The 24,083-nt window shown below is 69.0% G+C and carries 22 protein-coding genes; 16 read left to right on the top strand and 6 right to left on the bottom strand.

The window, feature by feature from the left end:
- Positions 1–128: 128 nt before the first annotated feature.
- The gene (locus ABY44_RS12835) at positions 129–3,356 is read right to left on the bottom strand and encodes an efflux RND transporter permease subunit (RefSeq protein WP_059699599.1); all 3,228 of its coding nucleotides are present in this window, start codon (positions 3,354–3,356) and stop codon (positions 129–131) included.
- Between the two features lie 269 nt (positions 3,357–3,625).
- Here ABY44_RS12835 and ABY44_RS12830 point away from each other — a divergent pair, with 269 nt between their 5' ends.
- From ABY44_RS12830 to ABY44_RS12815, 4 genes are all read left to right on the top strand, one after another.
- Positions 3,626–3,904 carry a DUF4148 domain-containing protein gene (locus ABY44_RS12830; protein ID WP_027792873.1) on the top strand — a complete coding sequence of 93 codons (279 nt, stop codon included), beginning with the start codon at positions 3,626–3,628 and terminating at the stop codon, positions 3,902–3,904.
- 14 nt (positions 3,905–3,918) lie between these two features.
- Positions 3,919–4,182 (top strand): hypothetical protein, encoded by a 264-nt coding sequence (locus ABY44_RS12825; protein WP_060174486.1) that lies wholly within the window; start codon positions 3,919–3,921, stop codon positions 4,180–4,182.
- A 362-nt stretch (positions 4,183–4,544) separates the two neighbouring features.
- Positions 4,545–4,880, top strand: a complete 336-nt coding sequence (locus ABY44_RS12820) for a hypothetical protein (protein ID WP_155638006.1) — start codon at positions 4,545–4,547, stop codon at positions 4,878–4,880.
- A complete protein-coding gene (locus ABY44_RS12815; RefSeq protein WP_155638005.1) occupies positions 4,877–5,488 on the top strand; it encodes a hypothetical protein in 612 nt (203 codons plus the stop codon). Before ABY44_RS12820 ends, ABY44_RS12815 begins: the two co-directional genes overlap by 4 nt.
- Before the next feature lie 126 nt (positions 5,489–5,614).
- Here ABY44_RS12815 and ABY44_RS12810 read toward each other — a convergent pair whose 3' ends face one another.
- The gene (locus ABY44_RS12810; RefSeq protein ID WP_060174484.1) at positions 5,615–5,869 is read right to left on the bottom strand and encodes a hypothetical protein; all 255 of its coding nucleotides are present in this window, start codon (positions 5,867–5,869) and stop codon (positions 5,615–5,617) included.
- Positions 5,866–6,093: a hypothetical protein gene (locus tag ABY44_RS12805; RefSeq protein WP_060174483.1), complete on the bottom strand. Its 228-nt coding sequence runs from the start codon at positions 6,091–6,093 to the stop codon at positions 5,866–5,868. The genes ABY44_RS12810 and ABY44_RS12805 overlap by 4 nt, the downstream gene beginning before the upstream one ends.
- A gap of 234 nt (positions 6,094–6,327) precedes the next feature.
- Between ABY44_RS12805 and ABY44_RS12800 the strand changes: the two genes are divergently transcribed.
- The 4 genes from ABY44_RS12800 (at position 6,328) to yjfF (ending at position 11,032) form a co-directional block, all read left to right on the top strand.
- Positions 6,328–7,290 carry an ABC transporter substrate-binding protein gene (locus tag ABY44_RS12800; protein WP_059686211.1) on the top strand — a complete coding sequence of 321 codons (963 nt, stop codon included), beginning with the start codon at positions 6,328–6,330 and terminating at the stop codon, positions 7,288–7,290.
- A 105-nt stretch (positions 7,291–7,395) separates the two neighbouring features.
- Positions 7,396–8,910 (top strand): sugar ABC transporter ATP-binding protein, encoded by a 1,515-nt coding sequence (locus ABY44_RS12795; protein ID WP_060174482.1) that lies wholly within the window; start codon positions 7,396–7,398, stop codon positions 8,908–8,910.
- Positions 8,907–9,947, top strand: a complete 1,041-nt coding sequence (locus tag ABY44_RS12790) for an ABC transporter permease (protein WP_060174481.1) — start codon at positions 8,907–8,909, stop codon at positions 9,945–9,947. Before ABY44_RS12795 ends, ABY44_RS12790 begins: the two co-directional genes overlap by 4 nt.
- Positions 9,944–11,032, top strand: a complete 1,089-nt coding sequence (yjfF, locus tag ABY44_RS12785; protein ID WP_027792869.1) for a galactofuranose ABC transporter, permease protein YjfF — start codon at positions 9,944–9,946, stop codon at positions 11,030–11,032. The genes ABY44_RS12790 and yjfF overlap by 4 nt, the downstream gene beginning before the upstream one ends.
- 109 nt (positions 11,033–11,141) lie before the next feature.
- Here the strand turns inward: yjfF and ABY44_RS12780 are convergent, their stop codons facing one another.
- Together ABY44_RS12780 and ABY44_RS12775 are read right to left on the bottom strand one after the other, a co-directional pair.
- Positions 11,142–12,230 (bottom strand): aldose epimerase family protein, encoded by a 1,089-nt coding sequence (locus ABY44_RS12780; protein WP_060174480.1) that lies wholly within the window; start codon positions 12,228–12,230, stop codon positions 11,142–11,144.
- 27 nt (positions 12,231–12,257) lie between these two features.
- A complete protein-coding gene (locus tag ABY44_RS12775) occupies positions 12,258–13,451 on the bottom strand; it encodes a XylR family transcriptional regulator (protein WP_027792867.1) in 1,194 nt (397 codons plus the stop codon).
- Between the two features lie 264 nt (positions 13,452–13,715).
- Between ABY44_RS12775 and xylA the strand changes: the two genes are divergently transcribed.
- From xylA to ABY44_RS12745, 6 genes are all read left to right on the top strand, one after another.
- Entirely contained in the window at positions 13,716–15,038 is a 1,323-nt protein-coding gene (xylA, locus tag ABY44_RS12770) for a xylose isomerase (RefSeq protein WP_027792866.1), read from the top strand.
- A gap of 4 nt (positions 15,039–15,042) precedes the next feature.
- Positions 15,043–16,521 carry a xylulokinase gene (gene xylB / locus ABY44_RS12765; protein WP_060174478.1) on the top strand — a complete coding sequence of 493 codons (1,479 nt, stop codon included), beginning with the start codon at positions 15,043–15,045 and terminating at the stop codon, positions 16,519–16,521.
- 115 nt (positions 16,522–16,636) lie between these two features.
- Positions 16,637–17,665: a D-xylose ABC transporter substrate-binding protein gene (xylF, locus tag ABY44_RS12760; protein ID WP_060174477.1), complete on the top strand. Its 1,029-nt coding sequence runs from the start codon at positions 16,637–16,639 to the stop codon at positions 17,663–17,665.
- Between the two features lie 60 nt (positions 17,666–17,725).
- A complete protein-coding gene (gene xylG / locus ABY44_RS12755) occupies positions 17,726–19,285 on the top strand; it encodes a D-xylose ABC transporter ATP-binding protein (RefSeq protein ID WP_060174476.1) in 1,560 nt (519 codons plus the stop codon).
- Positions 19,282–20,517: a sugar ABC transporter permease gene (locus ABY44_RS12750; RefSeq protein WP_060174475.1), complete on the top strand. Its 1,236-nt coding sequence runs from the start codon at positions 19,282–19,284 to the stop codon at positions 20,515–20,517. Before xylG ends, ABY44_RS12750 begins: the two co-directional genes overlap by 4 nt.
- 38 nt (positions 20,518–20,555) lie before the next feature.
- Positions 20,556–20,885, top strand: coding sequence for a hypothetical protein (locus tag ABY44_RS12745; RefSeq protein ID WP_060174474.1), 330 nt, complete (start codon positions 20,556–20,558; stop codon positions 20,883–20,885).
- A gap of 183 nt (positions 20,886–21,068) precedes the next feature.
- On the opposite strand, the gene ABY44_RS12740 is transcribed toward ABY44_RS12745, so the two are convergent.
- Complete coding sequence (locus ABY44_RS12740; protein ID WP_060174473.1) at positions 21,069–21,278, bottom strand: hypothetical protein; 210 nt, start codon at positions 21,276–21,278, stop codon at positions 21,069–21,071.
- 168 nt (positions 21,279–21,446) lie between these two features.
- Here ABY44_RS12740 and ABY44_RS12735 point away from each other — a divergent pair, with 168 nt between their 5' ends.
- On the top strand, positions 21,447–22,943 hold the full coding sequence (locus ABY44_RS12735) for a sensor histidine kinase (RefSeq protein ID WP_060174472.1): 1,497 nt from the start codon (positions 21,447–21,449) through the stop codon (positions 22,941–22,943).
- Positions 22,925–24,083: sigma-54-dependent transcriptional regulator (locus ABY44_RS12730; RefSeq protein ID WP_431641266.1), on the top strand; the 1,159-nt coding region annotated here is incomplete at its 3' end. The genes ABY44_RS12735 and ABY44_RS12730, both read left to right, overlap by 19 nt.

Genomic DNA, 24,083 nt, shown 5'->3' with positions numbered 1-24,083 from the left:
GCGGCACCGCCGCCGTTTCGGCGGAAAGCGGGGCGAGAGGTTCGGTCGAGTCGTTCATGATGGGTTCGAAGTCGGGCGAGTCGGAGGAAATCGGCGGGTATCCAGTCCAGCTATCCGGGTATCCGTGCTCAAGGCAGTGCCGGCGTGTCCGGCACGCGGCGTGCGGCGGCCGCATCGCGTCGCCGTTCGAGCCACGCATGGACGAAGCCGAACACGACGGGTACGAACAGCAGCGTCGACACCGTGCCGAACGCGAGGCCGCCGATCACCGCGCGGCCGAGCGGCGCGTTCTGTTCGCCGCCGTCGCCGAGGCCGAGCGCCATCGGCAGCATGCCGATCAGCATCGCGAGCGCGGTCATCACGACCGGGCGGAACCGGCTGAACCCCGCGTCGAGCGCGGCCTGCCACGGCGGCGTGCCGCCGGCGCTCAGCTCGCGCGCTGCGTTGACGACGAGAATGCTGTTCGCGGTCGCGATGCCGATGCACAGGATCGTGCCGGTCAGCGCGGGCACCGACAGCGTCGTGTTCGTGACGAACAGCATCCACGCGATGCCCGCGAGCGACGCGGGCAGGCCGCTGACGATCACGAGCGGGTCGAGCCACGACTGGAAGTTCACGACCATCAGCAGATAGACCAGCGCGATCGCGAGCACGAGGCCGCTCAGCAGCCCCGCGAACGACTGGTGCATCGCCTGCACCTGGCCGCGCAGCACGATCGACGAGCCGGGCGGCAGTTGCGCGCGTGCGGCGTCGACGAGTTTCGTCACGTCGGCCGTCACGCCGCCGAGATCGCGGTCCTGCACCGACGCGAAAATGTCGAGCACCGGCTGCACGTTGTAGTGCGACACGACGGCCTGCTGCTCGGCGCGCGAGAAGGTGCCCAGCGTGCCGAGCAGGTTCTGCGCGCCCGCGCCGGCCGCGGGGCCGCCCGCGGGCGTCTGCGGCGATTGCGCGGCGGTCGGCATCGCGATGTTCGCGAGCGACTGCAGCGAATTGACGTCGTACTGCGGCGTCTGCACCAGCACCGGGTAACTGACGCCGTTGGCGGGGTTCAGCCAGAAGTTCGGCGTGGTCTGCGAGCTGCCGGACAGCGCGATCAGCAGGTTCTGCGCGACGTCGCGCTGCTGGAGCCCGGCCTGGATCGCCTTGGTGCGATCGACGTCGACGTTGATCGCGGGTGCGTCGCCGGGCTGCTGGATGCGTGCGTCCACGAGGCCGCGCACGCCGCGCAGTTGCGCGAGCAGCCGGTTCGCGACCGCGCGGTTCGCATCGAGCCGGTTGCCGACGATCTGGATGTCGATCGGCGCAGGCAACCCGAAGTTGAGGATCTGGCTGACGATGTCGGCCGGCAGGAACGCGAAGGTCACACCCGGGAACGCCTGGTTCAGCAGGTTGCGCAGCTTCGTCACGTACTGCGCGGTCGGCCGGTGGTTCGGCTTCAGCGTGATCATGATGTCGGCATCGCCGGCGCCGACCGGATCGGACGAGTCGTAGGTCAGGTTGATCCCGCTGACCGGCACGCCGATGTTGTCGAGCACGCCGGCCAGTTCGTTCGCGGGGATCACCGAGCGGATCCGCGTCTCGACCTCGTCGGTCAGGCGCGCGGTCTCCTCGATCCGCGTGCCGGTCGGCGCGCGCAGGTGCAGCCGGATCTCGCCGGTATCGACCGACGGGAAGAAATCCTGCCCGGCGACGGCGAACAGGCTCGTGGAAGCCACGCAGGCGAGCAGGAACGCGGCCGCGAAGCGGCGCCGGTTCGCGATCGCGGCCGACAGCAGCGCGCGATAGCGCGCGCGGACCGCTTCGAAACGGTGCTCGAAGGCGGCCTGGAAGCGCGCGAAGCGAGCGAAGATGCCGCGCGGCGGCTTGCCGTGCCCCTTGGCGCGCATCAGCACCATCGCGAGCGTCGGGATCAGCGTGCGCGAGAAGAAGTACGACGCGATCATCGCGAAGATCACCGCTTCGGCCATCGGCACGAACAGGTAGCGCGCGACGCCCGTCAGCAGGAACATCGGCGCGAACACGATGCAGATCGACAGCGTCGACACGAAGGTCGGCACGGCGATCTCGCCCGCGCCGGTCAGGATCGCCTCCTCGAGCGGCGCGCCGCGTTCGAGGTGGTGCGTGATGTTCTCGATCGCGACGGTCGCATCGTCGACGAGAATCCCGACCGCGAGCGCGAGCCCGCCGAGCGTCATGATGTTGATCGTCTCGCCGAGCGCGGCCAGCGCGCACAGCGACGTCAGCACCGCGAGCGGGATCGTCACGGCGATGATCAGCGTCGCGCGCCAGCTGCCGAGGAACAGCAGGATCATCAGCGCCGTCAGGCACGCGGCGATCAGCGCTTCGCGCGCGACGCCCTGGATCGCCGCTTTCACGAACACCGACTGGTCGCCGAGCGGCGTGATGTGCAGCGCCTTCGGCAGGCCGGCCGCGATCTTTGGCAGCATCGCCTTCACCTGGCCGATGATCGTCAGCGTCGATGCGCTGCCGGTCTTCTCGACCGTCAGCAGCGCCGCGCGCTTGCCGTCGCTGCGCACGATGTTGGTCTGCGGCGCGTAGCCGTTGCGCACGTGGGCCACGTCGCGCACATAGACGACGTTGCCGCCGACGGTCTTAACCGGCAGGTCGTTCAGCGCGGCGACGGTCTGCGTACTGCCGTTCATCTGCACGTTGTATTCGCGCGCGCCGATCTTCGCGGTGCCGCCGGGCAGGATCAGGTTCTGCGCGTTGATCGCGTTGACCACGTCGATCGGCGCGAGCCCCTTGGCCTGCAGCGCGCGCATGTTCAGGTCGACGACGATCTCGGGCACCTTGCCGCCGAACGGCAGCGGCACGGCCGCGCCCTGGACGGTCGCGAGCTGCGTGCGGATGAAGCTGTTGCCGAGGTCGTACAGCTGCTGCTCGGCGAGCGTGCTGCTCGACAACCCGAGCTGCAGGATCGGCACCGTCGACGCGTTGTACGTGATGATGTTCGGCGGCAGCGTGCCCGGCGGCAGGATCCGCAGGATCGACGCGGAGTTGCTCGAGGCTTCGGCAATCGCACGATTGATGTCCGCGCCGGGGTGGAAGAAGATCTTCACGACCGACACGCCGTTCAGCGATTGCGATTCGATGTGCTCGATGTCGTCGACGTCGGACGTGAGCGCGCGCTCGTAGTTGGTCGTGATGCGCTTGGCCATGTCCTCGGCGGAAAAGCCGTTGTACGACCAGACGATGCTGACGACCGGGATGTCGATGTTCGGAAAGATGTCGGTCGGCGTGCGCAGGATCGCGAGCGTGCCCGCGATGAAGATCAGCAGTGCGAGCACGACGAACGTATAGGGCCTGCGTAACGCCAGCCGGACGATCCACATGATGTTTTCCTCGAAGCAGGGCAAGGGCGCCGCGATGGATGCGACGAGCGTGCAGTCTGCCGGTGCCGCGTTGACCCGGCCCTGACTCGAAGATTACGAAACTGTTATCTGCGCGTGGCGCCGCAGATTTCAGGATTGTCATGTAACGGTCAGCGTCGTGCCGGCCGCAGTCACCAGAATGAAGACGTCGGGCGGAGAACCGCATCCGCGGCACCGCCGGCGGCGCATCGACGATGCGTCCTCATCTAACCGTTCTGGGGAGTTTCATCATGAATCGCAGACTGATCGCAGCGACCGCGCTGCTCGCCCTCGCCATCGGCACGCCGGTAGCCGCTTTCGCGCAAGCGTCGTCGTCGGGCCCGACCCGTGCCGACGTGATCGCCGAGCTCGTTCAGGCGCAGCGCGACGGCACCGTGCCCATGTCGAACTGGGACTATCCGCCGAGCCCGCAGACGATCGCGCGCAATCGCGAGCTTTATGCGATCGCGCACGGCGAGCAGGCCACCGCGACCGCGTCGACGCCGGTGCCGGCCGTCAGCGCGCAGTGACCGGGAGACAGGCGATGAAGCGCCTTTCCCGGCTGGCGATCGCCGCGCTGCTCGCGGCGGCGGTCGTGCCGGCCTTTGCACGCGGGATGCCGCAATTGCCCGATGACGACGGTGGGCGCGCCAGCGTGCTGCAAGCGTTGAACCCGGCGCGCGCGGCCGACGACGGTCGGCCGCATGCGGCCGGCGTCGTGCCGAATCGGGGCGGCGAGACGCCGCGCGGTCGCGACAGCGGCATCGACCGGCGGCTCGGCGTCGCCGGCGATGGCGATGCGCGGTAATCCTGGCCGGCGTGAGCGACCGGCCCGTCATCCGGCCGGCCGGCGCGGGTGATGCGGCGAGCACACCGTGAAAAATACTCGACGAGCTATCGCGTACTGGCGCGTCTGAACGGCATTGCATCGCCGTACTTTCTGTATCCGCATCGGGTACTGGCCGTACCGAAGGCACATGCGCACCCGTCTTCGTCACCGGGTGCGGCAACGGCCGCCGAACCGGTGGCGGCAGGCTCATCCTCTGTGGCGGCACCTGTGGGCGCCGGATCGTCCGTCCAAAGCCGGCGCCGGAAGTGCATGCTGTCCGTTCCCGGGACGAGAGCGATTACCCGAAAACCAAGGCGCCGAGTGCCAGGCATGCACCGTGGATGACGTATGCAGAGGAGGAGTGTCGCGTCGGCATCAAGCGCAAGGGAGGAGACGTTTCCACCGAGCACATCAAGGAGTATTTCGGTGCGACGTCGCAAACCAAGGCTGATCCGAATTCCGCCGCATACTGTGCGGCATTCGTGAACTCGTGTCTGCAGCGCGCGGGCTATGAGGGGACGAAGGGAAAGACCAATGCGATGGCAAGCAGTTTCCTGAAGTGGGGGAAGCCGACCAAGGGGAACAAGCCGGTGTACGGCGCGATCGCTTCGATGCTCATCAACATCTGCAATCGTTGGCAACGTTGGGTGGGAACCAGGGCAACGCGCATGAGGTGAACAAAAGCCATCTGTCGCCGTCTTTGGTGGTAGCGTATCGGCTCCCGACCGGCTATGACGCAACGGATGACGACTATCGACTGGCGCTTGTGCCGGATGACGGCAGCACATCGATGACGGGGCGATCCCGGTTACTTTTTTTTCGAATCTTGATGACAAAGCTATCCAGGCTCACTGCATGCGCATTGATCCTCGTCGCGACCGTCGCCAACGTGACGTATGCCCGCGATCTGGACAAGAGCGACCCTGACCGCGCCCATATACTGGCTGCCATTCACCGGCTGAACGACAGCGAACCGGACCTGAAGGATTACCGCTATTTCGTGGTCGACCTGATCAAGGATCACGATGCCGCCTTCGCATGTATTGGCTTGACGGATAAGGACGGCAGCCTGGAGATGACGGATGACCAGGTCGAGATCATGAAGTTCGCGCTTGAAAGGCGCAACGCGCAATGGGTAGCAACCGATCTCGGCGGCGTGGGATTTGCAGTCGGTGCGAAGCCGGTGCAATCGGATTGCAAGGTGGAAGGCCGTATCGTCAACACGCGCGATGATGTCAATGTCGCGTTGAAGGCAACGGGACACAAGTCGTTATCCGCTCGTTGACCGCGGAGATCGTTGGCGAGACCGACAGGAAAGTGGCGGCCTGCCGGATTTGAGCGCTGTCGCGACGGCTCTCGTCAGGTATTCGCGGAAACCTCCGCCGCGGAATTCACGGCCGCTCCCTTCGACTCATCGGCCAGCGCCCGGCGCCCGGCGCTTCACGAGCCCCGCTACCGCGCCGATCAGCGGCACGTCGGCCATCAGCGGAAGAATCTGGCCGAACCCCAGCCCCGCGCTGAGGAGGGCCGCGCCGGCAAATGCGCTGCCGATCGCGCCCAGCCCTCCGAACGCATGCACCAGCTCAAGCCGGTCGAACGCGCGACGGTCGGGTAGAAGCGCGCGGTCAACGCGTTCATGCCGGTATGGGCGCCGGGAATGAATCATCTCCAGGCAAAGGCGAGCACCTGCTGGGGCCGGAACGTCGACTGCATCCCGTGCGCGGCCCGGAGCGACCGTGCCGCCAGGCAAAAACTCGCGGCGATCATCCGGTAGCGGTCGAGGCGATCCATCAGCCAGCCGCTCGCGACCGAGCCCGGCGCGCCGCTCCAGTTCACGAAGCCGCCCATGATCGCGCCTTGCGCGCTCGTATAGCCGGCCTCTTTCCCCATCTCCGCCGCGCCCGTCCCCCGGCCCGTTTAGGTATTTATACGTATGCCGATTCCGATATCGCCCGAATCCAATATTTCATTGGAAGGTTATCGGACTTGTTCATAGACTGATGCGGGGCATGCAGACCGGGCCGGCCGCACGCGCCAGCCCGGTCTGCAGCCCGACCCGCATCCCCGCGCCACGCAGAACCACAACAGCGCAGCGGCATACAACGACATCATCGGAGACGGACCATGACATTCTTCAGGAAGCTGACGGCCGGCGCGCTCGTCGCCGCGGCGACGGTGTTCGCGCACGGCGCGTTCGCGCAGCAGAAGCCGATCACGCTCGGTTTCTCGCAGGTCGGCGCGGAAAGCGCGTGGCGCACTGCGAACACCGTGTCGGTGAAGGGCGCGGCGAAGGACGCCGGCATCAACCTGAAATTCTCGGACGCGCAGCAGAAGCAGGAGAACCAGATTCGCGCGATCCGCTCGTTCATCGCGCAGAAGGTCGACGTGATCGCGTTCTCGCCGGTCGTCGAATCGGGCTGGGAACCGGTGCTGACCGAAGCGAAGGCCGCGCATATCCCGGTGATCCTGACCGATCGCGCGGTCGACGTGAAGGACCCGTCGCTGTACGTGACGATGATCGGTTCGGACTTCCTCGAGGAAGGGCGGCGCGCCGGCCACTGGATGGAAGAGCGCTACAAGAACGACGCGGGCCCGATCAATATCGTCGAACTGCAGGGCACCGTCGGCTCCGCGCCGGCCAACGATCGCCGCGCGGGCCTGCTCGAAGTGATCAAGAACAATCCGAAATTCAAGGTGATCGCGTCGCAGAGCGGCGACTTCACGCTCGCCGGCGGCAAGCAGGTGATGGAAGCGTTCGCGAAGACCTACGGCAAGCAGATCAACGTCGTCTACGCGCACAACGACGACATGGCGCTCGGCGCGATCCAGGCGATGGAGGAAGCCGGGATCAAGCCCGGCAAGGACGTGAGCGTCGTGTCGTTCGATGCGACGAAGGGCGGTTTCCAGGCGATGATCGCCGGCAAGATCAACGTCGACGTCGAATGCAGCCCGCTGCTCGGCCCGCAGCTGATGAGCGCGGTGAAGGACGTGGTCGCCGGCAAACAGCTGCCCAAGCGGATCGTCACGAACGAGACGGTGTTCCCGATGAACGTCGCGGCCCAGGTGCTGCCGACCCGCAAGTACTGATGTCCCGCGCGGGCGGCGGCGCGGCTGCCGCCCGAGTCGCAACCGCTTCGCAACCGTTTCGCAACCGTTTCGCAACCGTTTCGCAACCGTTTCGACGGAGGGGTCATGACGCAATCGCCGGTGGTCGAGATGACCGGCATCGACAAGTCATTTCCGGGTGTCAGCGCGCTGCAGCGCGTGGACTTCCGGTTGTTTCCCGGCGAGATCCACGCGCTGATGGGGCAGAACGGCGCGGGCAAGTCGACGCTGATCAACGTGCTCACCGGCGTGCATGCGCACGACGCGGGCGAGATTTGCGTCGGCGGCCGGCCCGTGCGCTTCGCCGCGCCGCGCGAAGCCGAGGCGGCCGGGATCCAGACGCTTTATCAGGAAGTGAACCTGTGCGCGAACCTGTCGGTCGCCGAGAACATCTTCGCGGGCCGTCAGCCGATGCGGCGCGGCGCGATCGACTGGAACGCGATCCATGCGCGTGCGCGCGCGGCGCTCGCGGAACTCGACCTGTCGCTCGACGTCACGCGCTCGCTCGACGCGTACCCGATCGCCGTGCAGCAGATGGTCGCGATCGCGCGCGCCGTCTCCGTCGACGCGCGCGTGCTGATCCTCGACGAACCGACGTCGAGCCTCGACGACGGCGAGGTCGCGCGGCTGTTCGACGTGCTGCGCCGGCTGAAGGCGTCGGGCATCGCGATCCTGTTCGTCACGCACTTTCTCGAGCAGACCTATGCGGTGTCCGACCGGATCACCGTGATGCGCAACGGCGAGCGCGAAGGCGAGTACCTGGCGCGCGACCTGCCGGTCGATGTGCTGGTCGCGAAGATGACCGGCCGCGAGCGGATGTCCGATACGCTGCAGGCGGGTGCCGCGGCCGCCGTGCGCACCGCGGGCGACGCCGCGCCGTTCCTGTCGATGCAGCAGGTCGGCCGGCGCGGGATGATGAGCGCGCTCGATCTCGACGTGCGGCCCGGCGAGATCGTCGGGCTGGCCGGGCTGCTCGGCTCGGGGCGTACCGAAACCGCGCAGCTCGCGTTCGCCGCGGAGCGCCCGGACACCGGCGCGATCGAGATCGACGGCACGCGCACGCGGCTCGCGTCGCCGCACGACGCGGTGCGGCACGGCATCGCGTACTGCCCGGAAGACCGCAAGAAGGAGGGTATCGTCGCCGCGCTGTCGATCCGCGAGAACATCATCCTCGCGCTGCAGGCGCGGCGCGGCTGGTGGCGGCTGATCGGGCGCGCGCGCCAGCGCGAGATCGCCGATTCGTATATCGCCCGGCTCGGCATCAAGGCGCGCGACGCGGAGCAGCCGATCGGCCTGCTGTCGGGCGGCAACCAGCAGAAGGTGCTGCTCGCGCGCTGGCTCGCGACGGACCCGAAGCTGCTGATTCTCGACGAACCGACGCGCGGGATCGACGTCGCCGCGAAGTTCGACATCATGGAGCGCGTGCTCGCGCTGTGCAAGACCGGGCTCGCGATCCTGTTCATCTCGTCGGAGATCGGCGAGGTCGTGCGCGTGAGCCACCGGATCGCGGTGCTGCGCGACCGTCGCAAGGTCGCCGAGCTGACCGGCGCCGATGCATCCGAGGAGCAGGTGTACCGTCTGATCGCGGGAGGCCAGTCATGACGCCGCTGCGCACGCTGTTTCGTCATTCGCTCGCGTGGCCGGTGCTGACGCTCGCGCTGCTGTTCGCACTCGATGTCGCGCATCGTCCGGGTTTTCTGTCGATCGCGCTGCTCGACGGCCACCTGTTCGGCGCGCCGATCGACATCCTGAACCGCGCGGCGCCGCTCGTGATCGTATCGCTCGGGATGACGCTCGTGATCGCGACGCGCGGGATCGATATCTCGGTCGGCGCGATCGTCGCGATCGCCGGCGCGGCCGCGGCGATCGTGCTCGACGCCGATCCGTCGCGGGTCGGTGCCGCGCTGGCCGCCGCGCTCGGCGTCGGCCTGCTCGCGGGCGCCTGGAACGGGCTGCTCGTCGCGTTCGTCGGGATGCAGCCGATCATCGCGACGCTGATCCTGATGGTGGCCGGCCGCGGTGTCGCGCAGCTGCTGACGGGCGGCCAGATCATCCCGATCGGCGCGCCCGGCTATCTCGCGCTCGGCGGCGGTTATCTCGCGACCGTGCCGTGCGCGGTGTGGATCGCCATCGCGACGATCGCGGCGACCGCGCTGCTGGTGAACCGCACGGCGCTCGGGCTGTTCATACGCGCGATCGGCGTGAATCCGGTCGCGACGCGGCTCGTCGGGCTGCGCGCGGGTGCGGTCGTGTTCGGCGTGTATCTGTGTTCGGGCGTGATGGCGGCGCTCGCCGGCATCCTCGCGAGTTCGAACGTGCGCAGCGCCGACGGCAACAACGCCGGGCTGCTGCTCGAACTCGACGCGATCCTCGCGGTGACGCTCGGCGGCACGTCGCTGCTCGGCGGCCGCTTCAGCCTCGCCGGCTCGGTGCTCGGCGCGCTGATCATCCAGACGCTCACCTACACGACCTATTCGATCGGCGTGCCGCCGGAGGCGACGCTCGTCGTCAAGGCGGTCGTCGTGATCGTCGTGACGCTGATCCAGTCGGAGGCGGCGCGCGCGCTCGTCGTCCGGCATGCGTCACGGCTGCTGCCATCCGCGCGTTCGCGCGCCACCACCGGAGCGACGCCCCGATGACCCGATTCCTTGGCCGGCTCGCCGACCCGCGCACGCTGCCGATCGTCGTGACGATCCTGCTGTTCGTCGCGCTGTTCGGTTTCGGGTCCGTGATGTACACGGGATTTTTCTCGATGCAGGTGCTCACCGGGCTGCTCGTCGACAACGCGTTCCTGCTGATCGTCGCGATCGGGATGACGTTCGTGATCGTGTCGGGCGGGATCGACCTGTCGGTCGGCTCGGTCGTTGCGCTGACAACGATCCTCTGCGCGGTCGGCGCCGAGCGGCTGCACTGGCCGGTGTGGGTCATCGTGCCGCTCGTGCTGGCGTTCGGCGCGCTGTACGGCGCGGCGATGGGTGCGCTGATCCATTGCTTTCGCTTGCAGCCGTTCATCGTGACGCTCGCCGGAATGTTTCTCGCGCGCGGCGCGTGCTTCCTGATCACGACGCAGTCGATCACGATCAACGAGCCGACGTTTCATGCGATCGCGGGCATCAGCGTGCCGGTCGGCGGCGGCACGCTGAGCGCGGGCGCGCTGATCGCGCTCGCGACGCTGGCCGCCGCGATCTACGTCGCGCATTTCACGCGGTTCGGCCGCAACGTGTATGCGATCGGCGGCAACGAACGTTCGGCGCTGCTGATGGGCTTGCCGGTCGCGCGCACGAAGATCGGCGTCTACGCGCTGAGCGGCTTCTGCTCGGCGCTCGGCGGCGTGGTGTTCACGCTGTACGTGCTGTCGGGCTACGGGCTGCAGGCGCAGGGAATGGAGCTCGACGCGATCGCCGCGACCGTGATCGGCGGCACGCTGCTCACGGGCGGCGTGGGCTACGTGATCGGCTCGGTGTTCGGGGTCGGCATCCTCGGCACGATCCAGGTGCTGATCACGTTCGACGGCACGTTGAGCTCGTGGTGGACGCGGATCGTGATCGGCGCGCTGCTGTGCGTGTTCTGCGTGCTGCAACGGGTGATCGAGCGGCATGCCGCGCGGCGGCGCACCGGCGGCACGGGGCTGGGCGAACGGCCGCGGCCGGCCGACGCCGCATCGGCACGGCCGGCCGGGACGGGCGAGGATGCGGCGCTCGTGTCGACGATGCGGCGCGCGTAGGGGATCACACCGGGATCGCACCGGGGATCGCACCGCGCGTGCGGCGCAGCGGGGCGGGATCGACCGGGCAGCGGTGCGCGACGTAGGCGCGCCGCCGGCGTACACCGCGTCAGGCGCGAACGCCGACGCGGTACTGCGTGGTCTGTCGATAGACGGCACCCGGTTGGACGATGGCGGCGTCGCGCAGGCCGTCCATGTTGACCTGGTCCGGAAAGCCGCCGGCTTCGACGCACAGCGCGGCGTGTCGCGCGCAGCGCGTGCCGCCGCTCACGCGTACGCCGTCCAGGTAGTTGCCCGTATAGAGTTGCAGGCCGCGCTGATCCGTCGACACGAGCAGCTCGCGGCCGCTTTCCGGATCGTAGATCGCCGCGACGGGCCTGAGCGCGTGCGCGCCGTCGCGCAGCACGAAACAGTGGTCGAACCCGCGCGCCCGCGCGAGCTGCGCGTGCGGCCAGTCGAGGCGCGCGCCGAGCGGTGCGCTGTGCCGGAAGTCGAACGCGGTGCCGGTCACGTCGGCGGTGCCGGTCGGGATCAGCGCGTCGTCGACCTCGAGGAACGCGTCGGCGTCGATGCTCAGCACGTGGCCGCGCACGTCGCCGCCCGCGCGGCCGCTGAGGTTGAAATAGCTGTGATTCGTCAGGTTGAGCGGCGTGGGCGCGTCGGTGACGCCGGTGTAGTCGATCGTCAGCGTGCCGTCGTCGTCGAGCGCGTAACGAACCTGCACGCTCACGTTGCCCGGAAAACCCGCGTCGCCTTCCGGCGAATCGAGTTGCAGCGTCAACCCGCCGCAATCGTCGACGACGGCCCAGCGCTGCCGGTGAAAGCCGTTCGCGCCGCCGTGCAGCAGATTGCCGCGCTCGTTGCGGTCGAGCCGGTAGTCGACGCCGTCGAGCGTGAAGCGCGCACCGGCGATCCGGTTCGCCCAGCGGCCGACCGTCGCGCCGAGGTAGGCGCCCGATTCGACGTATTCGGCGGGCGTGTCGTGCGCGAGCACGATGTCGGCGAAGCGTCCGGCGCGGTCGGGCGCGAGCCACGACACGACGGTCGCGCCGAGGTCGCTGACGACGACGCGCATCCCGTGCGCGTTACGCAGCGTATAGCGCCGCACCGCGTCGCCGTCGGGCAGCGTGCCCCACGGTTCGGAAGGGACGCGTGCGACGCCGGGCGCCGGGCGGGGAGAGTCGGTATCGATATGCATGGGTGGATTCGATGGGTAAGGCCGGCTTCAGTGCGCGGCGATCGTGCGTTCCTGGTATTCGCGCGGCGTGCATCCGAGCTCGCGGCGGAATACCGCGTACATGTACTGAAGCGACGTGAACCCGCAGCGGATCGCGACTTCGGCGCTCGACGCCTGCCGGCCGGCAAGCAGCGCCTGCGCCGCTTCGAGCTTGTGGCGCAGGATTTCCTGGTGCACGGTGCGCTGCAGTTCGCGCCGGAAGTGCTCTTCGAGCAGCGAGCGCGACACGCCGACGTAGTCGGCGACCTGTTCCGTCTTGATGCCCTGGCACGCGTACTGGCGAATGAAGTGGCGCGCGCGCATCACGTAGGGGCTCGTGAGCGGCTGGTGGCGCGTCGATTCGAGCACGTTGATCCCGACGGGCGGCACGAGAATGCGCCGGTCGGGAAAACGCACGCCACGCAGCATCTGGTGCAGCAGGTGCGCGGCGGTCCGGCCCATTTCCTCGGTGCCCTGGATCACGGACGACAGCGGGATGCGCGTCAGCGTGCGCGTGAGCGGATCGTTGTCGATGCCGATGATCGCGACCTGTTCCGGCACCGCGAGGCCGGCGATCAGGCAGGCCTGCAGCAGGTGCCGCGCGCGCGCGTCGGTCACCGCGATGATGCCGACGGGTTTCGGCAGCGCATGCAGCCAGCTGATCAGCTGCTCGATCGCGTGATTCCATGCCGATGCGCTCGTCGACAGCCCGCGGTAGATCGGCGCGTCGAGCCCGTCCGCGCGCGCGAGCCGGTCGAACGCCAGCTCGCGCTGCTGCGCCCAGCGGTTCTGCTGCGCGTCGGGCAGGCTGTACATCGCGAAGTGTGCGAGCCCGGCGCCGATCAGGTGCGTGTACGCGAGCGACACGAGCTTCGCGTTGTCGGTCGCGATATACGGCACGCCGTCCGGATACTGCGCGGGATCTTCGTAGGACGAGCCGAGCGCGACGATCGGCAGCGGCGAGCCGGCGAGCGCGTCGGCGACGGCGGGATCGTCGAAGTCGGCAATGATGCCGTCGCCGTCGAAATGCTCGATGCCGGCGAGCCGGCAGCGGAAGTCGTCCTCGAGGAACAGGTCCCACACCACGCGCGTCGAGCGCAGGTACTGGCCGATGCCGCTGATGATCTCGCGGTCGTAGACCTTGTTGGCGTTGAACAGCAGCGCGATGCGGTGCGGTGTCTGGCTGGAAGGGGCGCGGGTCATCTCGGTCTCGAGGCGCGTGCCGTGCGGGGCGTCGCGCCGTTGTCTCCGGGTGCGCGGACGGTGCCGCGCGCTTGTCTGGTGTCCGGCGATTGTAGGACGGAACGCGTGCGGTGCGCAGCGCGCTGGCAAGAAACGTTAAGCGTGCTGCGCAATTTCGCAATTGCGGGGGCGGGGGCGCGCGGGCACGATCCAGCCAGACCGAATTCGGCCCGCACGCCAACGCGCCGCGCGCCGCACTGCAATAAGAAACCGGACGGAGACGCCATGTCGTATTTCGAACAGATTCCCGCGATTCGCTACGAAGGTCCGCAATCGGACAACCCGCTTGCCTACCGCCATTACGACCGCACGAAGCAGGTGCTCGGCAAGACGCTCGAGGAACACCTGCGCATCGCGGTGTGCTACTGGCATACGTTCGTGTGGCCGGGGCACGATATCTTCGGCCAGGGCGCGTTCCGGCGGCCGTGGCAGCAGCCGGGCGACCCGCTCGAGCGGGCGCGGCAGAAGGCGGATGCGGCGTTCGAGTTCTTCACGAAGCTCGGCACGCCGTTCTATACGTTCCACGACACCGACGTCGCGCCGGAAGGCGACAGCCTGCGCGAATACGTCGAGAATTTCGCGCGGATGACGGACTACCTGGGCGAGCGTCAGCAGGCCACCGGCGTGCGGCTGCTGTGGGGCACCGCGAACCTGTTCTCGCATCCGCGCTTCGCGGCGGGCGCGGCGACCAACCCGAATCCCGACGTGTTCGCGTGGGCGGCGACCCAGGTGCGCCACGCGCTCGACGCGACGCACCGGCTCGGCGGCGAGAACTACGTGCTGTGGGGCGGCCGCGAAGGCTACGAGACGCTGCTCAATACCGATCTCGTGCGCGAGCGCGAGCAGTTCGCGCGGTTCCTGTCGATGGTCGTCGAGCACAAGCACCGGATCGGTTTCAAGGGCGCGCTGCTGATCGAGCCGAAGCCGCAGGAGCCGACCAAGCACCAGTACGACTACGACGTCGCGACCGTGCACGGTTTCCTCACGCAATACGGATTGCAGAACGAGATCCGCGTGAACATCGAGGCGAACCACGCGACGCTCGCCGGCCATTCGTTCCATCACGAGATCGCGAACGCGTTCGCGCTCGGCGTGTTCGGCAGCGTCGATGCGAATCGCGGCGATCCGCAGAACGGCTGGGACACCGACCAGTTCCCGAACAGCGTCGAGGAGCTGACCCTCGCGTTCTACGAGATCCTGCGCCACGGCGGCTTCACCACCGGCGGCATGAACTTCGACGCGAAGGTGCGGCGCCAGAGCGTCGATCCGGAAGACCTGTTCCACGGCCATGTGGGCGCGATCGACGTGCTCGCGCTCGCGCTCGAGCGCGCCGCCGTGCTGGTCGCGAACGACCGGCTCGACGCGCTGCGCCGGCAGCGCTACGCGCAGTGGGACAGCGCGTTCGGCCGCGAGATCCTGTCCGGCGGCTACACGCTGGAATCGCTCGCCGCCGACGCGCTCGCGCGCGGCGTGAACCCGCAGCATGCGAGCGGCGGGCAGGAGCGGCTCGAGAACATCGTGAACCAGGCCATCTACGGGCTGCGCTGACGCCATGTACATCGGAGTCGACCTCGGTACGTCGGGCGTGAAGGCCGTGCTGCTCGACCGCGACGGCGCGGTGCGGGCCAGCGCGAGCCGGCCGCTGGCGGTGAGCCGGCCGCGGCCGCGCTGGTCCGAACAGGCGCCGCGCGACTGGTGGGACGCGGCGTGCGGTGCGCTGGCGGCGCTCGTCGCCGATGCACGCGCGGCCGGCATCGATCCGCGCGCCATCGATGCGCTCGGCCTGACCGGGCAGATGCACGGCGCGACGCTGCTCGACGCGCAGGGCGACGTGCTGCGCCCCGCGATCCTGTGGAACGACGGCCGCGCGGATGCGGAGTGCGCGGAACTCGAGCGGCGCGCGCCCACGCTGCGCGCCGTCGCCGGCAATCTCGCGATGCCGGGTTTTACCGCGCCGAAGCTGCTGTGGGTGCGCCGGCACGAGCCGGACGTATTCGCGCGGATCGCCCACGTGCTGCTGCCGAAGGATTATCTGCGCTACCGGTTGACCGGCGCGTTCGCGACCGATCCGTCGGATGCGGCCGGCACGCTGTGGCTCGATGTCGCGAAGCGCGATTACGACGACACGCTGCTCGCCGCATGCGGGCTCTCGCGCGCGCAGATGCCCGCCGTGTTCGAAGGCAACCGCATCACCGGCACGCTGCTGCCGGCCGTCGCACGCGCGCTCGGGCTGCGTGAGATCCCGGTCGTCGCGGGCGGGGGCGACAACGCGGCCGGCGCGGTGGGCGTCGGTATCGTGCGGCCCGGCGACGCGCTGCTGTCGCTCGGCACGTCGGGCGTCTACTTCGCGGTGTCGGACGGTTTTCGCGCGAATCCGGAATCGGCGGTTCACAGTTTCTGTCACGCGTTGCCGCGCACCTGGCACCTGATGTCGGTGATGCTGAATGCGGCCGGCTGCGTCGATTTCACCGCGCAGCTGGCCGGCTACGACGGCGTTGCCGCGCTGCTCGCCGACGCGGAAGCGAACGCGCGCGCGGAGCGCCCGTGGTTCCTGCCTTACCTGAGCGGCGAGCGCACGCCGCACAACGACGTGAATGCGAAGGGCGTGTTCTACGGGATGACGCCCGATACGCGGCGTGCGGATCTCGCGAACGCGACGCTCGAAGGCGTCGGCTTCGCGCTGCTCGACGGAATCGACGCGCTGCATGCGGCCGGGCTCGCGCCCGACGGCATCACGGTGATCGGCGGCGGCTCGCGCAGCGCGTACTGGACGCAGATGCTGGCCGACCTGAGCGGCCGCGCGCTGACCCTGCGCGCGGGCGGCGAAGTCGGCCCGGCGCTCGGCGCCGCGCGGCTCGCGCATCTCGCGCTCGAACCGGATGCGCCGCTCGACGCGGTGTGCCCGCAGCCGCCCGTCGTCGCGGTACGGGAGCCCGACATGGCGCGCCACGCGTGGTATCGCGACGCGCGGCGGCCGACGTTTCGCGCGCTGTATCGGGCGCTCGAGCCGGTGTTTGCGACAGGCGCGTGACGGGCGTGTGACACACCGCACGAAGCCGTGCCGCGCGGTGGCAAGACGATGGGCGACCGGCTTCGGCGGCTGCCCGGCGTTCGTGGAGTAGTCCTATAAAGAGAGGAATGGAGACATGAAATCCGTGAAACGTCGTACGGTATTGAGCTCGCTTGCCGGCGCCGCTGCGCTGGCGATCCTGACACTGGGCGCCCCGCTCGCGCATGCGAGCAAGGACAAGCCTGAAATCGGCTTCTGCATCGACGACCTGCGCGTCGAGCGCTGGTCGCGCGACCGCGACTATTTCGTGGCCGCCGCGACGAAGCTCGGCGCGAAGGTGTCCGTGCAGTCCGCGGACGCGAGCGAGGCGCGACAGATCTCGCAGATCGAGAACCTGATCTCGCGCGGCGTGGACGTGATCGTGATCGTCCCGTTCAACTCGAAGACGCTCGGCAACGTGGTCGCCGAAGCGCGCAAGGCCGGCATCAAGGTGGTGTCGTACGACCGGCTGATCCTTGACGCCGACGTCGACGCGTACATCTCGTTCGACAACGAGAAGGTCGGCGAACTGCAGGCGCAGGGCGTCGTCGACGCGAAGCCGAAGGGCAACTATTTCCTGCTCGGCGGCGCGCCGACCGACAACAACGCGAAGATGCTGCGCGAAGGGCAGCTGAAGGTGCTGAAGCCGGCGATCGATCGCGGCGACATCAAGGTCGTCGGCCAGCAGTGGGTGCCGGAGTGGAGCGCGTCGACCGCGCTGCGGATCGTCGAGGATGCGCTGACCGCGAACAACAACAAGATCGACGCGATCGTCGCGTCGAATGACGGCACCGCGGGCGGCGCGATCCAGGCGCTCGCCGCGCAGCACCTGGCCGGCAAGGTGCCGGTGTCCGGGCAGGACGCGGATCTCGCCGCGGTCAAGCGCGTGATCGCCGGCACGCAGACGATGACCGTCTACAAGCCGCTCAAGCTGATCGCGAGCGAAGCGGCGAAACTCGCGGTGGATCTCGCGAAGGGCACGAAACCCGCGTTCAACGCGCAATACGACAACGGCAAGAAGAAGGTCGACACGGTGCTGCTGCTGCCGACGCTGTTGACCAAGCGCAACGTCGACGTCGTCGTGAAGGACGGCTTCTATACCCAGGCGCAGCTGGCGAGCCAGTAACGACGCGGCGCGCGGGCGTCCCACCGGTGCGTCCGCGCGCACACTGCGAGGCATGAGCGAATGACCGAACCCTTGCTGACGATGCGCGGCATCGTCAAGGAATTCGACGGCGTGAAGGCGCTCGACGGCATCGACCTGGTGGTGCGGCCGGGCGAGTGCGTGGGGCTGTGCGGCGAGAACGGCGCGGGCAAATCGACGCTGATGAAGGTGCTGTCGGGCGTGTATCCGCACGGCACGTGGGAGGGCGAGATCCGCTGGGAGGGCGCGCCGCTCGTCGCGTCCGGCGTGCGCGACACCGAGCGCGCGGGCATCGTGATCATCCACCAGGAATTGATGCTCGTGCCCGAGCTGTCGGTGGCCGAGAACATCTTTCTCGGCAACGAGATCACGCTGCCGGGCGGGCGCATGAACTATGCGGCGATGGTGCAGCGTGCCGAGGCGCTGCTGCATGAACTGCGGATCGACTCGATCAACGTCGCGCAGCCGGTGATGAACTACGGCGGCGGCCACCAGCAGCTGATCGAGATCGCGAAGGCGCTGAACAAGCGCGCGAAGCTGCTGATCCTCGACGAACCTTCGTCGTCGCTGAGCGCGTCCGAAACGCGCATCCTGCTCGACATCGTGCGCGACCTGAAGCGCCGCGGCGTCGCGTGCGTGTACATCTCGCACAAGCTCGACGAGGTCGAGGCGGTGTGCGACACGGTGACGGTGATCCGCGACGGCCGCCATGTCGCGACCGAGCCGATGCGCGCGCTGACGACCGACCGGATCATCGCGATGATGGTCGGCCGCGAGATTCGCGATTTGTACCCGCGCGAGCCGCACGAGATCGGCGACGTCGTGCTGGAAGCGCGCAACGTCACCTGCCGCGACGTGACGAATCCGCGCCGCAAGCGGGTGGACGACGTGTCGTTCAGCGTGCGGCGCGGCGAGATCCTCGGCGTCGCGGGGCTCGTCGGCGCGGGTCGTACCGAGCTGATGCAGGCGATCTTCGGCGCGTATCCGGGCGCGTGCACGGCGACCGTGCTGATGAACGGCCGGCCGCTGTCGATCCGCACGCCCGCCGACGCGATCCGCGCGGGCATCGCGATGGTGCCCGAGGACCGCAAGCGCCACGGCATCGTGCCGCAGCTCGGTGTGGGCCACAACATCACGCTGACGGTGCTGCGGCGCTTCGCGGCGCGCGGGCGGATCGACGCGGCCGCCGAGCTGGACGCGATCCGCACCGAGATGCAGCGGCTGTCGGTGCGTGCCGCGCATCCGTTCCTGCCGATCGCGAGCCTGTCCGGCGGCAACCAGCAGAAGGCCGTGCTCGCGAAGATGCTGCTGGCCGAGCCGCAGGTGCTGATTCTCGACGAGCCGACACGCGGCGTCGACGTGGGCGCGAAAGCGGAGATCTACCGCCTCGTGTTCGCGCTCGCGAAGCGCGGCGTCGCGCTGATCGTCGTGTCGTCGGAAATGCCCGAGGTGCTCGGGCTCGCCGATCGCGTGCTGGTGATCGGCGAAGGCGAGCTGCGCGGCGACTTCGTCAACGACGGCCTGACACAGGAACAGATCCTCGGCGCCGCGCTGAAATCCGGCAGGCGGCCGACCGAACCCACCGCAACGAGTGCGACATGAATTCCGAACTTTCTTCCTCCACCCCGGCGACGCAGGACGCGGATGCGCGCCGTTCAAGCGGCCACGAAGCAGGGCAACCGGCCGGGCGCTCGACCGGCAGCCAGCTTCGCCAGATATTCGTGCGCTACAAGATCCTCGCGCTGCTGCTCGCGGTCGCGGCGATCTGGGCGTTCTTCTCGGTGCTGACCGACGGCGCGTTCGTCACGCCGCGCAACGTGTCGAACCTGCTGCGGCAGATGTCGATCACCGGCATGCTCGCGTGCGGGATGGTGTTCGTGATCATCGCGGGCGAGATCGACCTGTCGGTCGGCTCGCTGCTCGGGCTGCTCGGCGGCGTCGCGGCGATCCTCGACGTGAACCGCCACTGGCCCGTCGCCGCGACGGTCCCGGCGGTGCTCGCGCTCGGTGTGCTGATCGGGCTCTTCAACGGCTGGTGGTCGACCTACCGGCGCGTGCCGTCGTTCATCGTCGGGCTCGGCGGGATGCTCGCGTTTCGCGGGATCCTGCTCGGCGTGACGGGCGGCTCGACGATCGCCCCGGTGTCCGACGGCTTCGTGTTCCTCGGGCAGGGCTACCTGCCGCGCGTGGCCGGCGACGGCCTCGCGCTGCTGCTGTTCGCGCTCGTCGCGCTGCTGGTCGTGCGCCAGCGCGGCACGCGGCACCGCTACCGGCTTGCGGTCGCGCCGCTGTGGCAGGACGCCGTCAAGATCGTGGGCGCGGGAGCCGTGCTGTTCGCGTTCGTCGCGACGCTCGACCGCTACGGCGGCATTCCGGTGCCGGTGCTGTTGCTGCTCGCGCTGCTCGGCATCTTCTCGTGGATCGCGACGCAGACCGTGTTCGGCCGGCGCATTTATGCGGTGGGCTCGAATCTCGAGGCGACGCGGCTGTCCGGCGTCGATACCGACCGAGTGAAGCTCGCGATCTTCGCGCTGATGGGGCTGATGTGCGCGTTCGCGGGCATCGTGAACACCGCGCGGCTCGCGGCCGGTTCGCCGTCGGCGGGCACGATGGGCGAACTCGACGCGATCGCCGCGTGCTTCATCGGCGGCACGTCGATGCGCGGCGGCTCGGGCACCGTGTACGGCGCGCTGATCGGCGCGCTCGTGATGGCGAGCCTCGACAACGGCATGTCGATGCTCGACGTCGACGCGTACTGGCAGATGATCGTCAAGGGCGCGGTGCTGGTGCTGGCGGTGTGGATCGACGTGGTGTCGCGGTCGAACCGGCGGTGAGGCGTCGCGCCCTGGCCGCCCGTCAACGGGAGGTGGACATGAAACGGAACACGGTACCGATGCGCGGGATCTCCATGCTGACGGCGTCGCCGCTCGCGACGCCGGCCGTCGAATACGATCACGGGGCCGCGCTCGGCCTGGGCGATCCGCGCGACCGCCGGATCATCGCGGATGCACTGCGCACGCTGTTGCGCGAGCGCTCGGAAGCGCTCGCGTTCGCGATGCGCGTGGCGGACGAGCACGATCGTCCGAGGCCGGACGCGAACGATTTCGCGCTGACCGACATCATCCGGCTCGCGCGCATCGTCGAGCGCGCGGAGCGATACGGCGACGCGATGAACGAGTCCGTCCCGGGCGCTGCACGCTGATACATGAATGGCCTGGCCGGCGCCGTTCGCGCGAGGTCGCGCGAGGTCGTGCGTCGCCCGAACAATTTCGCACTGGAAAGCGGCTGAAACGGGCGTCGACACGATCCGTGGTCGCGGCCCAGCTCGTTTCGCCGTCGCGGCGGTTCGCGACGGCAAAACCTCCCGAACGCGCGCGGGCGACCGTTACGGCAGCGGTGCGCCCCACACCGCGGTCACATCGCCGCCGAGCCGCCATTCGCTGAACGGGCGGCGCGGCGCGATGATCGCCGGCAGGCGGCGATCGCCGAAGCGCGCGTAGTACGGCTCGACCCAGCTCAGCTCGTCGCGGAACGTCCACGGGAACAGGTCCTGCCTGACCGGCGTGATTGTCCTGAAACTGTCGGGATTCTCCACCGCGTCGAGCCGGAGGCAGTCTAGCGGTTCGATCTTTCAGCGGCCTTTCCCGATGGCGGCCGCTGCCGTCCGGCGCGATGGCCTGCCCGATCCGGCAGGCCGGCGGCGCGGGTCCCGGCGTCGTATGCTTTACGTTATCCTGTCGCCCTCGACCGCCTGCCCGATCCGATGAAGCGTCCGCCGTTTTCCACTCAACTCGTCATGCTCTGGGCGCTCGTCGCGACGCTCTGCGCGACGCTCGTCGCGGTCGTCTGGGTGATGGCCAGTTCCGCCGAAGGGCAGCAGATCGCCGGCGCGCGGGCCGCGGGCGAAGCGGCCTGCGAAGCGGTCGCGTCGCGCTACGATGCGTCCGCGCCGGCCGGCGCGCAGCCCGATTCGGCGCTGATGCATGCGATCCTCGATATCGTCCTGGCGCGCGCGCCGGACATGGAAGGCGGTTTCTGGACGGCCGGCGGCGCACCCGCGGCGAGCGGTTTTCTTGCGTATTCCTTTCCGACTTATCAAGGCAGCGGCATCAAGCGCGACGTGCCGGACGCGGAAACGCCGCTGATTCTCCGCACGCTGCGCGCGGCCGCCGCGACGCGTGCCACGACGTCGAATGCCGTCGAGGGCGCGCAGGATGCCGTGATCGCGGCGGCGTGTCCGGTCCGCGCCGGATCGGGGCTGTTCGTCTGGATGCTGACGCGCGCCCGCCCGCCGCTCGGCCGGCACGGCGAGCTGCTGGCGACGGGCCTTGCGGGCGTGCTCGCGGTGATTCTCGCGATTGCGGCGGCGCTCGCCATCGCGCTGCGGCGCTGGAAGGGCAATCTCGCGAGGATCGAGGCCGGGTTGGCGCCCGACGGCCGCGCACCGCACTTGCCGTATGTCGGCGAGCCCGATCTCGACCGGATCATCGATGCGTTCAACGCGCATGCACGGCGCGCCGAGCAACTGCAACAGCAGGCCGCCGAACTCCGCACGCGGCTCGCGCAGGCGGAACGCTTCGGGATGCTCGGCAAACTGGCCGCGCAGGTCGCGCACGAGATTCGCAACCCGATGGGCGCGATGCGCCTGAAAGCCGAAAACGCGCTGGCCGGCGACAGCCGACGGCAGCAGGACGCGCTGCGCGTGATCCTGGCGCAGATCGAACGCATCGATGCGCAGCTGTCGGGCCTGCTCGCGCTGACCCAGCCGGTCAGCCCGCATGCGACGCGCGTCGATGTCGACGCGTGGCTCGCGCAGGTCGTCGACGCGCACCGCGAGCTGGCGCAGCGGCAGGCGATCGATCTCGCATGGCTGCCCGGCGAGCAGGGCGAACGCCTTGCGCAGCCCGCCGCGTTCCCCGTGTTCGATCCCGACCAGATGCGCCGCGCGCTCGACAACCTGTTGCTCAATGCACTGCGCCATGCCGGCGACGGCGGCGCGGTCACGCTCGCCGCCGCGCGTCGGACGTTCGCCGGACGCGACTGGCTGAGGATCACCGTGTCGGATACCGGCCCCGGGGTTCCCGCCGAGCAGCGCGAGCGGATTTTCGAGCCGTTCGTGACGGGGCGGGCGGACGGCACCGGCCTCGGTCTTGCTGTCGTCCGCGAAGTGGCCGCGGCGCATGGCGGCCAGGCCTGGCTCGACGACGTTCCGCACGGCGCATCCTTCGTCATTGAAATCCCATGGCAACCATCCTCATAGTCGACGACGACGCGGCATTTCGCGACGGCCTGGCCGAGACGCTCGCCGATCTCGGTCATCGGGTCGTCGAAGCCGAAGCCGGGCGCGCGGCGTTGAGCGCACTGCGCGACGGCGGCCGCGTCGACTGCATCTTTCTGGATTTCCGCTTGCCGGACCTCGACGGGCTCGCGGTGCTCGCACAGCTGCGCGACGATCCCGCGCTGGCGGCTATCCCGGTCGTGATGCTGACCGCGCATGCGACCAGCGACAACACGATCGACGCGATGCGGCTCGGTGCGTTCGATCACCTGACCAAGCCGATCGGGCGTCGCGACATCGCGCAACTGCTCGCGCGCGTCGTTTCCGCGAACGCGCCGCCGGCGGCCGTCGAGCCGCACGGCGGCGGGTTTGCGCGCGAACCCGCGTCGGCCCGCCCCCGGCTGCTGGGCGTGAGCGCCGCGATGCGCGACGTGCAGAAGCAGATCGGCCGGGCCGCGACGAGCGACGCGACCGTGCTCGTCACCGGCGAGACGGGCACCGGCAAGGAAGTGGCGGCGCGCGTGTTGCATGCCGCGTCGATGCGGCATGCCGGGCCGTTCGTCGCGGTCAACTGCGCGGCGATTCCGGCCGAGCTGCTCGAAAGCGAACTGTTCGGGCATCGACGCGGCGCGTTTACGGGGGCGCACGTCGATCGCGCCGGGCGGCTCGTCGAGGCCGACGGCGGCACGCTGTTTCTCGACGAGATCGGCGACATGCCCACGGCCATGCAGGCCAAGCTGTTGCGTGCGCTGCAGGAGCGCGAGGTGATGCCGCTCGGCGCGGATCGTCCGACGGCGATCGACATCCGGGTGGTGGCCGCGACGCACCGCGATCTAGCCGAGGCCGTCGCGAACGGCACGTTTCGCGAAGACCTGTTCTACCGGCTGAACGTGATTCCGCTGCACCTGCCGCCGCTCGCGGATCGCGTGGCCGACATCCTGCCGCTGGCCGCGCATTTCCTGGCATGCGCGGCAGGCGCGCGCCCGTTGCACCTGACGAACGACGCACAGCGGGCGCTGCTCGATCATCGCTGGCCCGGCAACGTGCGTGAGCTGCGCAACGTGATGGAGCGGGCGGCCGCGCTGGCGCCCGGGCCGGCCATCGGCGCGGCCGATCTCGGGC

The organism is Burkholderia sp. ZZQ-2, from assembly GCF_050768715.1.
GTDB classification, from domain to species: domain Bacteria; phylum Pseudomonadota; class Gammaproteobacteria; order Burkholderiales; family Burkholderiaceae; genus Burkholderia; species Burkholderia cepacia.
The sequence above is the reverse complement of the archived record's forward strand: the minus strand, read 5'-3'. Positions and strand labels throughout refer to the sequence as shown.